Annotated in this window: 12 protein-coding genes; 7 read left to right on the forward strand and 5 right to left on the reverse strand. The window is 69.4% G+C overall.

Translation table 11 applies throughout. The features are described from left to right. Window positions 1-59 precede the first annotated feature (59 nt). Window positions 60-608, reverse strand: coding sequence for a hypothetical protein (locus ACZ4MF_RS35480; protein ID WP_467496666.1), 549 nt, complete (start codon window positions 606-608; stop codon window positions 60-62). Window positions 609-763: 155 nt separating this feature from the next. Between ACZ4MF_RS35480 and ACZ4MF_RS35485 the strand changes: the two genes are divergently transcribed. From ACZ4MF_RS35485 to ACZ4MF_RS35500, 4 genes are all read left to right on the forward strand, one after another. Continuing rightward, on the forward strand, window positions 764-2,137 hold the full coding sequence (locus tag ACZ4MF_RS35485; protein WP_467496668.1) for an extracellular solute-binding protein: 1,374 nt from the start codon (window positions 764-766) through the stop codon (window positions 2,135-2,137). Further along, on the forward strand, window positions 2,134-3,027 hold the full coding sequence (locus tag ACZ4MF_RS35490) for a carbohydrate ABC transporter permease (RefSeq protein WP_467496670.1): 894 nt from the start codon (window positions 2,134-2,136) through the stop codon (window positions 3,025-3,027). Before ACZ4MF_RS35485 ends, ACZ4MF_RS35490 begins: the two co-directional genes overlap by 4 nt. Before the next feature lie 6 nt (window positions 3,028-3,033). Then, window positions 3,034-3,861: a carbohydrate ABC transporter permease gene (locus tag ACZ4MF_RS35495; protein WP_467496672.1), complete on the forward strand. Its 828-nt coding sequence runs from the start codon at window positions 3,034-3,036 to the stop codon at window positions 3,859-3,861. A 129-nt stretch (window positions 3,862-3,990) separates the two neighbouring features. Continuing rightward, complete coding sequence (locus ACZ4MF_RS35500) at window positions 3,991-4,677, forward strand: helix-turn-helix domain-containing protein (RefSeq protein WP_467496674.1); 687 nt, start codon at window positions 3,991-3,993, stop codon at window positions 4,675-4,677. Window positions 4,678-4,689: 12 nt separating this feature from the next. Here the strand turns inward: ACZ4MF_RS35500 and ACZ4MF_RS35505 are convergent, their stop codons facing one another. Next, window positions 4,690-5,715, reverse strand: a complete 1,026-nt coding sequence (locus tag ACZ4MF_RS35505) for an ATP-dependent 6-phosphofructokinase (RefSeq protein ID WP_356027850.1) — start codon at window positions 5,713-5,715, stop codon at window positions 4,690-4,692. 210 nt (window positions 5,716-5,925) lie between these two features. Between ACZ4MF_RS35505 and pta the strand changes: the two genes are divergently transcribed. From pta to pyk, 3 genes are all read left to right on the forward strand, one after another. Continuing rightward, window positions 5,926-8,001: a phosphate acetyltransferase gene (gene pta / locus ACZ4MF_RS35510; RefSeq protein WP_467496677.1), complete on the forward strand. Its 2,076-nt coding sequence runs from the start codon at window positions 5,926-5,928 to the stop codon at window positions 7,999-8,001. A gap of 29 nt (window positions 8,002-8,030) precedes the next feature. Next, window positions 8,031-9,239, forward strand: coding sequence for an acetate kinase (locus tag ACZ4MF_RS35515; protein ID WP_467496679.1), 1,209 nt, complete (start codon window positions 8,031-8,033; stop codon window positions 9,237-9,239). Window positions 9,240-9,323: 84 nt separating this feature from the next. Then, window positions 9,324-10,751, forward strand: coding sequence for a pyruvate kinase (gene pyk / locus ACZ4MF_RS35520; protein WP_467496680.1), 1,428 nt, complete (start codon window positions 9,324-9,326; stop codon window positions 10,749-10,751). A 115-nt stretch (window positions 10,752-10,866) separates the two neighbouring features. On the opposite strand, the gene ACZ4MF_RS35525 is transcribed toward pyk, so the two are convergent. From ACZ4MF_RS35525 to ACZ4MF_RS35535, 3 genes are all read right to left on the reverse strand, one after another. After that, window positions 10,867-12,231 (reverse strand): hypothetical protein, encoded by a 1,365-nt coding sequence (locus ACZ4MF_RS35525; protein ID WP_467496682.1) that lies wholly within the window; start codon window positions 12,229-12,231, stop codon window positions 10,867-10,869. Next, complete coding sequence (locus ACZ4MF_RS35530; protein WP_356027840.1) at window positions 12,221-12,784, reverse strand: DUF6114 domain-containing protein; 564 nt, start codon at window positions 12,782-12,784, stop codon at window positions 12,221-12,223. The genes ACZ4MF_RS35525 and ACZ4MF_RS35530 overlap by 11 nt, the downstream gene beginning before the upstream one ends. A gap of 115 nt (window positions 12,785-12,899) precedes the next feature. Further along, window positions 12,900-13,532 carry a DUF6230 family protein gene (locus tag ACZ4MF_RS35535; RefSeq protein ID WP_467496684.1) on the reverse strand — a complete coding sequence of 211 codons (633 nt, stop codon included), beginning with the start codon at window positions 13,530-13,532 and terminating at the stop codon, window positions 12,900-12,902. Between the last annotated feature and the right edge of the window lie 338 nt (window positions 13,533-13,870).

Consider the following 13,870-nt stretch of genomic DNA (forward strand, 5'->3'; position numbering starts at 1 on the left):
CAGGAGAACCCGGCCGGAGCAGCGCCTGAAGGGCGAGGTCCGCTGTGACCCGCGGCTTTTCACTCCGCCGTGGCGAATCCTGCGTACGACACGACCTGCACACCGAGGCCGACCACCGCCAGTGCCTCCAGCACGGAGACCGTGACGAGCATCCCACCGCCGTCCCCCGCCGCCCAGAACAGCACGAGGGCCGCCAACGGCACGACGCAGAAGGCCGTCAGGTCCACCACGCACTGAATGGCCTTGCGCGACCTGCGGCGTGCGTCGGTGCGGTGCTCCGTCTCCCAGCGAAAGACAGAAGGGGCGTCGGGGGCGCCCGCGAGTCGGGTCAGTCGCGGCCCCAGGTCGTCCCTTACGTACGCCCCGATCGCCGAGATCTTCTGATCGTTCACGAGATACGTCCACCCGAGTACGACACACACCGGCGGCAGCGCCAGCAGCATCGACGCCTGCTTGGCCTGAGCGGCGGCGGCGATGACGGCGGCCACGACGGTCAGGGTGACGTACAGCAGATTGTCCCGGAACCCGATCCGGGTCTTCTGCTCGTCCTTGAGCGTCTGGTACTCGGTGAGCAGCAACTGCCCCACGGTGACATCTCGTTCCGACACCCCAGCCCCTTCCCCCGGCAGTACTTCACGAGTGTGCCGGAGACCCAGCCCGCCGTGCCCCAATCCCGCGCACATCCATTGACCTGACTAGACCACTCCTCTTACCTTCACACGGCAGTCATCTCCGCGCCATCCCCACGTGCGCTCAGGAGGTCATGCCCGTGCGCCCCACCGCCGCCCTCTCCACCCTCCTCACCGCCGCTCTCGCCGTCGCGACTCTCACCGCGTGCGGCAGCGGTTCCGGAAGCGGTCCGAACACGCTGAAGGTGTCGTACAAGCAGTCGACCGACAACTCCATCAAGGTGATGGACACCTATCTCGCCGGGATCAAGAAGGAGTTCGAGAAGAAGTACCCGGGGAAGAGGGTCGAGTTCGTTCCGGTGAAGGCACCGGACTCCGAGTACTACACCAAGGTCCAGCAGATGATGCGCTCGCCGAGGACCGCGCCGGACCTGGTCTACGAGGACACCTTTCTCATCAACTCCGACATCACGAGCGGGTATCTGAAGCCCCTCGACCCCTATCTCGCCGGCTGGCCGGACTGGAAGCAGTTCCTCGGCACGGCGAAGGCGTCGGCGCGGGGGGAGGACGGGAAGACGTACGGCGTGCCGGACGGGACCGACACCCGGGGGCTGTGGTTCGACAAGCGGGTGTTCCGGAAGGCCGGGCTGCCGCTCGACTGGCAGCCCAAGACCTGGGCCGACGTCCTCGCCGCCGCCCGCACCATCAGGCAGAAGGTCCCCGGCGTCGTCCCGCTCAACGTCTACACCGGCAAGCCGGCCGGTGAGCGGGCCACCATGCAGGGCATGGAGATGCTGCTGTACGGCACGGGGAACGGGACGTCCGACCCGTTGTACGACAGCGGCAGCAAGAAGTGGATCGCGGGCAGCCGGGGGTTCACGGACTCGCTGAAGTTCATCGAGAGCGTCTACAAGGAGAAGCTCGGGCCCGACGTCTCCGACGCCCTCGACCCGAACTACGCCACCACCGTCGCGGGCGAACTGCTCCCCGAGGGCAAGCTGGGCATCGACCTCGACGGCTCCTGGCTGCCGCAGAACTGGCTGCCGGGCAGCGGCCGTGACTGGCCGGACTGGTCCCAGCAGCTCGGCCTCGCGTACATGCCGACGCAAGCCGGGCAGGCACCGGGCAGGGTGAGCATGTCGGGCGGCTGGACGTGGGCGATTCCGGCCAAGGCCGGCCACCCGGACATGGCTTTCGACTTCATCAAGTTGATGCAGACGGAGGCCAACGCCAGGAAGTGGTACATCGCCAACTCCGGTATCGCGCTGCGCAAGGACGTCGCCGCCGACCCCGCGTACGCCACCGCCCAGCCCGGCATCAAGTTCTTCACCGACCTCGTGTCCAGCACGCACTACCGGCCCGCGTATCCGGCGTATCCGAAGGTGTCCACGGCGATCCAGGAGGCGATGGAGAGCGTGACCACCGGTGACGCGTCGGCCGAGAAGGCGGCGAGCACGTACGACTCGACGCTGAAGGACGTCACCGGCGGCCAAGTGGTCCACAAGTGAGGCGCCGTCCCGGCCGGGCCCGTCCCGGCCAGGCCCGCCGCCGGTTCGCGCGGGCGCTCCCGCTCACCCCCGCCGTCGTCCTCGTCCTGCTCTTCCTCGCCGGGCCGATCGCCTACTGCGTCTACATCGCCTTCACCGACCTGCAGTTGACGGGGCAGGCGCACGCGTCGTTCATCGGGTTCGACAACTTCCGCCGGGCCTTCGGGGACAGCGAGTTCCTGAACGCCGTATGGCTGACGCTGGTGTTCACCGTGCTGTCCTCGCTCGTCGGGCAGAACACCCTGGGGCTCGCGCTGGCCGCGCTGATGAAGCGGGCAAGCAAGCCGGTGCGGACCCTCACCGGCGGGGTGGTGGTCACGGCGTGGGTGCTGCCGGAGGTCGTCGCCGGGTTCCTGCTGTACGCCTTCTTCCGGCGGGAGGGGACCCTCAACGCCATCCTGGAGTTGCTTCATCTGCCGCGTCAGAACTGGCTGTTCACCCTGCCCATCCTCGCGGTGTCCTTCGCCAACGTCTGGCGCGGGACGGCGTTCTCGATGCTCGTCTACTCGGCCGCGCTGGACGAGATCCCCGCCGAGATCACGGAGGCCGCGGAGGTCGACGGGGCCGGCGGCTGGCGCCGGATGTGGCACATCACGCTGCCGATGATCCGCCGGTCCATCGCCACCAACCTCATGCTCAACACCCTCCAGACGCTCTCCGTCTTCGGGCTGATCTGGGTGATGACCCGGGGCGGCCCCGGCAACAAGAGCCAGACCCTGCCGCTGTTCATGTACGAACAGGCCTTCCAGAACAGCATGATCGGGTACGGCACCGCGGTCGCCCTGCTCCTGCTGCTCGTCGGTTCCCTGTTCTCCGTCGTGTACCTGCGTCTGCTGCGAACGGAGGTGTGACCGGCCGTGCCTCGCAAGCGCACCTCCCGCCGGCTCACCGCGGACGCCGCCCTGCTGCTGGTGGCGGCCGCCTTCGCGCTTCCCCTCGCCTGGGTGGTGCTGTCCGCCGTGGACCCGCACGCCGACCTGAGGGTCCGCGTCCCGGGCGGCTTCACGCTCGCCGGCTTCCGGGCCGTCCTCACCCCCGACATCACCTACACCCCGCTGCTCAACAGCCTGATCCTGTGCGGCTGTGCGACCGTGCTGACGGTCGTCTGCGCCGCCCTCGCCGCGTACCCGCTCTCCCGCTTCCGCTCCCGTCTGAACCGGCCGTTCCTGCTGACGATCCTGTTCGCGACGAGCCTGCCGATCACCGCGATCATGGTGCCGGTGTACGCGCTGTTCGTCCGCGTGAACCTGATCGACACCATGCAGGGCACGATCCTGTTCTTCGCCGCCTCCCAACTCCCCTTCGCCATCTGGCTGATGAAGAACTTCATGGACGGCGTGCCGAGGGAGCTGGAGGAGGCGGCCTGGACGGACGGCGCCTCCGGGCTCCAGTCGCTGCTGCGCATCGTGCTGCCGCTGATGGGCCCCGGCGTCGCCGTCGTCACGGTGTTCTCGTTCGTGACGATGTGGGGCAACTTCTTCGTCCCGTTCATGCTGCTGCTCACCCCGGACCAGATGCCGGCCTCGGTCAGCATCAACGACTTCTTCGGCAACCGCGGCATGGTGGCGTACGGCCAGCTCGCCGCGTTCTCCGTGCTCTACTCGACGCCGGTGATCCTGCTGTACGTCCTGGTGGCGCGCAGACTGGGCGGCGGGTTCGCGCTGGGCGGGGCGGTCAAGGGGTAGCCGGGAGAGGTGTTCCGTCCGTTACATTCCTTGCATACCGAACAGTCGGAACTGTACGTTCACACAATCCGTATTCCTGGCCGAACAGACCGTAGCCATCCCCGCACCGGCACCCTTAGTTTGTGCGAGGTGCGCCAACCGTCAGCTCCTCCGTTCAACGCCCAGGCCGCCCGCAGACTGCGCGCGGCGCTCGGCATGGGCCCCGAGCATGTCGCCTACGGCATGCGGGTCTCGTACGGCATGCCCTATGTCACGCCCGATCTCGTCATCGCCTGGGAGCGGGGTACGGCGGTGCCGTCGAGCCCCGAAGTCACCGCTCTCGCCGGGGTGTTGTGGTGCTCCCCCGGCGAGCTGATCGGTCGGCCCCGCACCCTGCGGGAGCACCGCGTCGCGCGTGGCCTCGCCGGTGAGGACGTCGCCCGTGCCACCGGCCTGGAGCACCGCGCCTATCTGCGGATGGAGGAGAGCGACGACTGGCGCGGCAGCGAACGCCAGTCCGCCGCGCTCGCCGAGATCCTCCAGCTGTCCCTGCCGGACTTCGTCGCCGTGACGAAGCGGGAGGGGAAGCTCACCGAGCTGCTGCGCAGCGCGGTCACCACACGCTGGCAGGCCTACGTACGGCCGGTCGCCAGGCTGGTGCCCCTGGACCGGAAGCTGTTGGAGAGCGCTCTCCAACGGCTGCACACGGACTATCAGGGGCAGATGGTGGCCAGCCTCAGCTGGGGCGGGAACAGCGCGGCCGACGCCGCCGGCGACGCGGGCCGCGAGTTCCTCGACGGGATAGTCGAGCGCTTCTGGGCGCTCGCCGTTCCCTAGGGCCTGTCGTGCCTAGAAGACCGACTCCGCCTCGTCCATCCGGTCCTTCGGCACCGTCTTCAGTTCGGTGACCGCCTCGGCGAGCGGCACCATCTGGATGTCGGTGCCGCGCAGCGCGGTCATCCTGCCGAACTCGCCGCGGTGGGCGGCCTCGACGGCGTGCCAGCCGAAGCGGGTGGCGAGGACGCGGTCGTAGGCGGTGGGGACGCCGCCGCGCTGGACGTGGCCGAGGATGACCGGCTTGGCTTCCTTGCCGAGGCGCCGCTCCAGCTCGTAGGCCAGCGCGGTGCCGATGCCCTGGAAGCGCTCGTGGCCGTACTGGTCGATCTCGCCCTTGCCGTAGTCCATGCTGCCCTCGGCGGGGTGGGCACCCTCGGCGACGCAGATGACGGCGAACTTCTTGCCGCGGGCGAAGCGCTCCTCGACCATCTTGACCAGGTCGACCGGGTCGAAGGGCCGCTCGGGCAGGCAGATGCCGTGGGCACCGGCGGCCATGCCGGACTCCAGGGCGATCCAGCCGGCGTGCCGGCCCATGACCTCGACGACCATCACGCGCTGGTGGGACTCGGCGGTGGTCTTGAGCCGGTCCATCGCCTCGGTCGCGACGCCCACGGCCGTGTCGAAGCCGAAGGTGCGGTCGGTGGAGGAGATGTCGTTGTCGATGGTCTTCGGGACGCCCACGACGGGCAGGCCGGCGTCGGAGAGCATGCGGGCCGCGGTCAGCGTGCCCTCGCCGCCGATCGGGATCAGCGCGTCGATGCCGAACTCCTCGACCATGTCGGTCGCCTTGTCGCAGGCCTCGCGCAGCCGGTCGCGCTCCAGCCGGGAGGAGCCGAGGATCGTGCCGCCGCGGGCCAGGATGCCGCTGACGGCGTCCAGGTCGAGGGAGCGGTAGTGGCGGTCGAGCAGACCGCGGTAACCGTCCTCGAAGCCGATGACCTCGTCGCCGTACTGCGTCACGGCCCGGTGCACGACCGACCGGATCACGGCGTTCAGGCCGGGGCAGTCGCCGCCTGCGGTGAGAACTCCGATGCGCATCGTGCTGTGTCTCCTGCTCGCTGTCGGTGCGGGTGAGCCAGTGCCGATTGTTCCACGTCCGCCGGAGCAGTGACCCACTTGACGGGCGCCTTATCCGGAGCCGGAGGTATTGTCAAGAGGGTTCCGCTCACCTTGGTGGGCGATTTTTATGCCGGTGATGCGACATACGAGACATGGCGACATACAAGACATGAGGAACGGAGTGGACGCGTGACGCGCAGCGTGTACGTGACCGGGATCGACCGCGGTGACGGCCGCCAGGTCGTGGAGCTGGGAGTCATGGAGCTCCTGACCCGTCAGGTCGACCGGGTGGGGGTCTTCCGTCCGCTCGTCCACGACCGGCCCGATCGGATGTTCGAGCTGCTGCGGTCGCGCTACCGGCTCTCCCAGGACCCGGCGACCGTCTACGGCATGGACTACCACGAGGCCTCCGCGCTCCAGGCCGAGCGGGGCACCGACGAACTGGTCTCCACGCTGGTCGACCGCTTCCACCTGGTGGCCCGGGACTACGACGTCGTCCTCGTCCTCGGCACCGACTTCGCCGACACCCAGCTGCCCGACGAGCTGTCCCTGAACGCCCGCCTGGCCAACGAGTTCGGCGCCTCCGTGATCCCGGTGGTCGGCGGCCGCAAGCAGCCGGCCGAGTCCGTGCTCGCCGAGACCCGCAACGCCTTCCGCGCCTACGACGGCCTCGGCTGCGACGTGCTCGCCATGGTCACCAACCGGGTTGCCCGCGAGGACCGCGACGAGATCGCCGAGCGGCTGCGCGACCGGCTGCCCGTGCCCTGCTACGTCGTCCCCGACGAGCCCGCGCTGTCCGCGCCGACCGTCTCCCAGATCGTCCACACCCTCGACGCGAAGGTCCTGCTCGGCGACGACTCGGGGCTCGCCCGGGACGCGCTGGACTTCGTCTTCGGCGGCGCGATGCTGCCGAACCTGCTCGGCGCCCTGACCCCGGGCTGCCTGGTCGTCACCCCGGGCGACCGCGCCGACCTGGTCATCGGCTCGCTGGCCGCGCACAGCGCCGGCACCCCGCCGATAGCCGGTGTGCTGCTGACCCTGAACGAGGTGCCGCGCGAGGAGATCCTCACCCTCGCCGCCCGCCTCGCCCCGGGCACCCCGGTGCTGTCCGTGACCGGCAACAGCTTCCCCACCGCCGAGCAGCTGTTCTCGCTGGAGGGCAAGCTGAACGCGGCCACCCCGCGCAAGGCGGAGACCGCGCTCGGCCTGTTCGAGCGCTACGCCGACACCGCCGAGCTGGCCGCGCGGGTGAGCGCACCCAGCACCGACCGGGTCACCCCGATGATGTTCGAGCACAAGCTGCTGGAGCAGGCCCGCTCCGACAGGCGCCGGGTCGTGCTCCCCGAGGGCACCGAGGCGCGCGTGCTGCACGCGGCCGGGGTGCTGCTGCGCCGGGGCGTGTGCGACCTGACCCTGCTCGGCCCCGAGGACCAGATCCGCAAGAAGGCCGCCGACCTCGGCATCGACCTCGGCGACACCCAGCTGATCGACCCGGCCACCAGCGAGCTGCGCGACGCCTTCGCCGAGCAGTACGCCCTGCTCCGGGCACACAAGGGCGTCACCGTCGAGCTGGCCCACGACGTCGTGTCGGACGTCAACTACTTCGGCACCCTGATGGTCCAGGAGGGCCTGGCCGACGGCATGGTCTCGGGCTCCGTGCACTCCACGGCCGCCACCATCCGGCCCGCCTTCGAGATCATCAAGACCACGCCGGAGTCGTCGATCGTCTCGTCCGTCTTCTTCATGTGCCTCGCCGACAAGGTGCTGGTCTACGGCGACTGCGCGGTCAACCCGGACCCGGACGCGCAGGCGCTCGCGGACATCGCCATCCAGTCGGCGGCGACGGCCGCGCGGTTCGGCGTGGAGCCGAGGATCGCGATGCTGTCGTACTCCACCGGCACGTCCGGCTCGGGCGCCGACGTCGACAAGGTGCGCGAGGCGACCGAGCTGGCGCGCTCGCGCCGCCCCGACCTGAAGATCGAGGGGCCGATCCAGTACGACGCGGCCGTCGAGCCCACGGTCGCCGCGACCAAGCTGCCGGACTCCGACGTCGCCGGGCAGGCGACGGTCCTGATCTTCCCGGACCTCAACACCGGCAACAACACGTACAAGGCCGTGCAGCGCTCGGCCGGCGCGATCGCCGTCGGCCCGGTCCTCCAGGGTCTGCGCAAGCCGGTCAACGACCTGTCCCGGGGCGCGCTCGTCCAGGACATCGTCAACACCGTCGCCATCACGGCCATCCAGGCCCAGACGCCCGCCAACTGACCTTCCCGTACAGAGAGTTCTCGAACACCGTGGCTGCAACCCGCGTCCTCGTCCTCAACTCCGGCTCCTCGTCGCTGAAGTACCAGCTGCTCGACATGCGCGACGCCGCCCGGCTGGCCGCCGGTCTGGTGGAGCGCATCGGCGAGCAGACCTCCCGGTTCCGGCACACCTGCCTCACCAGCGGCGAGACCCGCGAGCACACCGGGCCCATCGCCGACCACGACGCCGCGCTCAAGGCGGTCGCCGCCGAGCTGGGCCGGGACGGCCTCGGCCTGGACTCGCCCGAACTGGCCGCGATCGGGCACCGGGTGGTGCACGGCGGGCTGTTCTTCACCGAGCCGACCGTCATCGACGACGCCGTGATCGCCGAGATCGAGCGGCTGGTCCCGGTCGCCCCGCTGCACAACCCCGCCAACCTCACCGGCATCCGCACCGCCCGGGCGCTGCGTCCGGACCTGCCCCAGGTCGCCGTCTTCGACACCGCGTTCCACACGACGATGCCGGAGTCCGCGGCCCGCTACGCGATCGACCCGAAGATCGCCGACCGCCACCGCATCCGCCGCTACGGCTTCCACGGCACCTCGCACGCGTACGTCTCCCGCGAGACGGCGCGACTGCTGGGCAAGGACCCGTCCGAGGTCAACGTGATCGTGCTGCACCTGGGCAACGGCGCCTCGGCCTCGGCGGTCGAGAAGGGCCGGTGCGTGGACACCTCGATGGGGATGACGCCGCTGGAGGGGCTCGTGATGGGCACCCGCTCCGGTGATCTGGATCCGGCCGTCATCTTCCATTTGGCCCGGGTTGGGGATATGTCCATGGACGAGATCGACACTCTCCTCAACAAGAGGAGCGGTCTGTTCGGCCTGTGCGGGGACAACGACATGCGGGAGATCCGCCGCCGGATCGACGAGGGCGACGAAGAAGCCGCACTCGCCTTCGACATTTACATTCACCGGCTCAAGAAGTACATCGGCGCTTATTTCGCCGTACTGGGCACGGTGGACGCGATCGCGTTCACGGCCGGGGTCGGCGAGAACGCCGCGCCGGTGCGCGAGGCCGCGCTCACGGGCCTCGACGGGCTGGGCCTCGCGGTCGACCCGGAGCTGAACGCGATGCGAGCGGGCGAGGCCAGACTGATCTCTCCGAAAGACGCGCGTGTCGCGGTCGCCGTGGTGCCGACGGATGAGGAACTGGAGATCGCGACCCAGACCTACGCACTGGTCGGAAAGAACGACTGAATAGCACCTGAGCGGTGCGCCACTCATTTGTATCTTCCGCCAGACGGAATATTCCGTAGCGAAACAAACCGATAGGATCGCCCCATGCGCCGTTCCAAAATCGTCTGTACGCTCGGCCCCGCGGTCGACTCCCACGAGATGCTCGTCGCCATGATCGAGGCGGGCATGAATGTGGCCCGTTTCAACTTCAGCCACGGCACCCACGCCGAGCACCAGACGCGGTACGACCGCGTCCGGGCCGCGTCCAAGGAGACCGCCCGGGCCATCGGTGTCCTCGCCGACCTCCAGGGGCCGAAGATCCGTCTGGAGACCTTCGCCGAGGGGCCGGTCGAGCTCGAACGCGGTGACGAGTTCGTCATCACGACCGAGGACGTCCCGGGCGACAAGTCCATCTGCGGTACGACGTACAAGGGGCTGCCGGGCGACGTCTCGCGCGGCGACCAGGTCCTGATCAACGACGGCAACGTCGAGCTGAAGGTCCTGGACGTCGAGGGCCCCCGGGTCAGGACGATCGTCATCGAGGGCGGTGTCGTCTCCGACCACAAGGGCATCAACCTGCCCGGCGCGGCGGTCAACGTGCCCGCGCTGAGCGAGAAGGACGTCGAGGACCTGCGTTTCGCCCTCCGCATGGGCTGCGACATGGTCGCGCTGTCCTTCGTCCGGGACGCCAAGGACGTCCAGGACGTCCACCGCGTCATGGACGAGGAGGGCCGCCGGGTCCCCGTCATCGCCAAGGTCGAGAAGCCGCAGGCGGTGCAGAACATGGAGGACGTCGTCGCGGCGTTCGACGCCGTGATGGTCGCCCGCGGTGACCTCGCCGTCGAGTACCCGCTCGAAAAGGTCCCCATGGTGCAGAAGCGCCTGATCGAGCTGTGCCGGCGCAACGCCAAGCCGGTGATCGTGGCGACCCAGATGATGGAGTCGATGATCACCAACTCCCGCCCGACCCGCGCCGAGGCCTCCGACGTGGCCAACGCGATCCTGGACGGCGCGGACGCGGTCATGCTGTCCGCCGAGTCCAGCGTGGGCGCCTACCCGGTCGAGACGGTCAAGACGATGTCGAAGATCGTCCAGGCGGCCGAGGAGGAGCTGCTGAGCAAGGGCCTCCAGCCGCTCGTGCCCGGCAAGAAGCCGCGTACGCAGGGCGGTTCGGTCGCGCGTGCCGCGTGCGAGATCGCGGACTTCCTCGGCGGCAAGGGCCTGATCGCCTTCACCCAGTCCGGTGACACCGCGCGCCGGCTGTCCCGCTACCGCGCGGTCCAGCCGATCGTCGCCTTCACCACGGACGAGGGCACCCGCAACCAGCTCACCCTCAGCTGGGGCGTGGAGTCGCACATCGTGCCGTTCGTCAACACCACCGACGAGATGGTCGACCTGGTGGACCAGGAGGTCGCCAAGCTGGGCCGCTTCGACGCGGGCGACACCGTGATCATCACGGCCGGCTCGCCCCCCGGCGTCCCCGGCACCACCAACATGCTCCGCGTCCACCACCTGGGCACGCAGGGCGGCTGAGCGACCGGCCGTGCCGGGGCCCGCGAGGGCCCCGTACGGCACCGAGGGCGCCTCCTGGGGATCCAGGGGGCGCCCTCGGCTTTTGTGCGGCTCCCGAACGGGCTTGTGCGACCGGTCAGTTGTCGGTCGTGTAGACGTGCATCCCGGGCACGTGGAGGTTGCCGCCGAACTGGCCGGCCTGGACGGCCTTCACGTTGGTGAAGTAGATCAGCGGGATGTTGAGCGGCGGCGGGCTGTCCGGGCTGAAGGTGATCGGGATCAGACCGAACAGATTGCCCGAGATGCTCTCCGTGTACATCGTCGTGGAGCCGCCGGTGATGGTGGACGTCGACCCCTTGGACGCCTGCACGTGGTAGACCTTGCCGGACAGCTTGTCGTTCACCGTCTGGTGCAGGTCACCGATGTCCGTGCCGCCGGAGATGACGTACTTCAGCACCTTCTTGGTGGTGCCGGACGCCGTCTTCACCTCGACGATGCCCTGGTAGTCGGCGCTCTTGAGCAGCAGCGAGCTGGCGCTGAGGTACCAGGGGTCGTCCGCCACCGGCACCTGGTTGTCGACGCCGCTCTGGTCGGTCGTGGCCGCCGGGCAGTCCCCCGCCGGAGTGCCGGCGCTCGCCGACGGACTCGGGGTGGCCGACGCGGCCGCGTCCTTCGCCGCCTTGGTCGTGTCGGCGACCGTCTTGGACACCGTGCCGGTGGCGTTCTTCACCGTGTCCGTGACGGTCGTGCCCGCCTTGGAGGCGGTGCCCTTGACCGTGTCGGCGAGCTTGGAGCCGGTGGACCCCGAGGAACTCGCCGACACGCCCGAGGCCTTCGGGGACGCGCTGGCCGACGGGGTCGCCGACGGCGAGGAGCTCGCGGACGAGCCGGAGTCCGTGCCGCCGCCGAGCAGGCCGCCGAGCGTGTCGCCGATGGTGCCCAGCAGACCGCCGCTGCTCTTGGACGCGGACGGCGACGGCGTCGGCGAGGCCGAGTCGCTGCCCGAACCCGAGCCGCCGGAGCCGGAGGTCGCGCTCGGCGTCGGGGCGGCCTTGCCGCCGGAGCCCGAACCCGATGAAGACGACGAACCCGATGAAGACGACGAAGACGACGACGAGGACGTGTCCGAGCCCTTCGTGCCGGCGCTCGCCGAGGGGGACGGCGTGGCCGAGTCGGACGCGCTCGCGGAGGCGGACGGCGTCGGCGAGGCCGAGCTGTCCTTGCCGGCCAGTTGCTTGACGCAGTTCTTGTACTCGTCCGCCGTCAGGCTCTTCGCGGTCGTCGACGGGGACGGGCTGCCGCCGCTGTCGGCGAGCGCCAGCGTGGACGTGAAGCCCATGCCCATCAGCACCGCGGTCGGCATCGCCACCGAGGCTATCGCCTTGCCGGCGGGCATGTGGAACCTGGTGAACAGCGGCTTTCTGGGTGCCGCGTGGCGGGGCCCGGTTCTCTCACGGGACCCGTCCACCTCGGTCTCGCGGGTCGCCTCGTCAGCCGGCACTGTGCCTCCCGTTCGCCCCGTTGGCCGGGCTCGTTCCTGACAGGTCGTTCTCGCCCACGCCGTCCGTGGCCATGCCCTTGTCGAAGCCGTAGGGGGCCTCGCCCGGCGTCTCGCCCCCGGCCGGGGGGACATCCTGCCCCGGCTGCGGCTGCGGAGGAACGCCCGGCGCCCAGGACACGGCCATCGCTCCGCCGATCAGGGCGAGCAGGAAGCCCATGACGAAGCCGCCGAAGTTGGACACGGGAAGGGACACCAGCGCCAGCAGGATCGCGGCGACTCCCGCGAAGGTCCGTACGTGCTTCTGGAACCAGAGGCTGATGCCCAGGACGACGAGCAGCACACCGATGATCAGGGATCCGGCACCGGCGGTGGTCGCCATCGCCAGCGTGAGATGGCCGATCTGGAGATGCGCGTACGGGAAGTACATGATCGGAAAGCCGCCGAGCAGGACGAACAGACCGGCCCAGAACGGACGCGCACCACGCCAGGCGCGGAACTGCTGCCTCCGGTAGGTGAACTGGCCGGGGTGGGCGGCAGGGGTCTCGGCGCTCATGGAAAACAGCTCCCTGTTGCGGTGTTGCTGTGGCGGTGATGTGCCCCGGGCGCGAAGGACGCCCGAGGAGTGGACGGGCGGGGGCGCCACCTGCCCCCCGCCCGTCATCGAGTGCTCAGTAGCACTCGTGCGTTCCCGTGGACACCGACATGTGCAGACCGCTGAGCTTGAAGGTTCCGGCGGTGGTCGCCCACGCCGTCTGCTTCACGTTCGTCAGCGTGGCCGAGTCGGCCTGCTGGGCGAACCCGTAGGGGTTGGACTGCTCGCTGCCGCCCTTCATGCCCGGACCCTTGCCGGCATCCTTGGCGGCCACACCGATGTCGATGTTGTTGAACGTCGCGTCGGCGCTCAGGTCATCGAGGTCGATGTAGAGGTTCGACGCCTCGACCGGGTCCTTCGCGCCGGCCTTCAGCGTGAGGCTGACCGAGCCGAACACCGGGATGTTCGGCGTCACGACGGACTGGCACATGTTCGTGATCTTCGCGGACTTGAACGCCGAGACGGCGACGGGGTGACCCGTCTTCTGGCCGTCGAGCGTGTAGCCCGAGTCGATCGCTCCGTACTGTTCGAAGCCCGTGCCGTCGAGCCGGTCCGCCGTCACCTTGAACGACTGGCCGGAGACACTGAACGACGCGGCGAGAGCGCCCTGCGCGAGGGCGACACCTATGCACGCCGTGGCGGCGACGCTGGGCACCATGACCACAGCGAACCGCTTCCATCTGGTCCCGCCACGCACCTGGGACTCCATATTTCCTCCTTCTCGGACGTACATCTCCTGGTCCGGACACCGCGGTGGACGGCTCGGCCGGACAGGGATGGGAGAAGTGCTACGTCCTCGGAAGGGGAGCGCCTGCGCCCGGTGGCGCGAAATGCACCACGATCACCGGCGATCACCCCCGAGCGACAACCACTGGTCGCGCCTGACACGCATCACGCACAACCTTGCTGGACAGGCTTCGCCGGCCGGCGAAGACCCCCCTGCCCAAGAGCCGGCGCCACTGCCGCCGGCTCTGCTCGGTGGGGACCCAGAGTCTCCCGTGACCCGACCGGTTGCCGGGGTACGGGAATGGACCGAGCGTCGCCGAT

The sequence above is a fragment of the Streptomyces sp. NPDC025793 genome (assembly GCF_055558375.1).

Coding starts and splice junctions, on each gene's coding strand:
- ACZ4MF_RS35485 (WP_467496668.1), top strand. CDS start 764: ATGCCCGTGCGCCCCACCGCCGCCCTCTCCACCCTCCTCACCGCCGCT.
- ACZ4MF_RS35535 (WP_467496684.1), bottom strand. CDS start 13,532: ATGGAGTCCCAGGTGCGTGGCGGGACCAGATGGAAGCGGTTCGCTGTG.
- pyk (WP_467496680.1), top strand. CDS start 9,324: ATGCGCCGTTCCAAAATCGTCTGTACGCTCGGCCCCGCGGTCGACTCC.
- ACZ4MF_RS35505 (WP_356027850.1), bottom strand. CDS start 5,715: ATGCGCATCGGAGTTCTCACCGCAGGCGGCGACTGCCCCGGCCTGAAC.
- ACZ4MF_RS35530 (WP_356027840.1), bottom strand. CDS start 12,784: ATGAGCGCCGAGACCCCTGCCGCCCACCCCGGCCAGTTCACCTACCGG.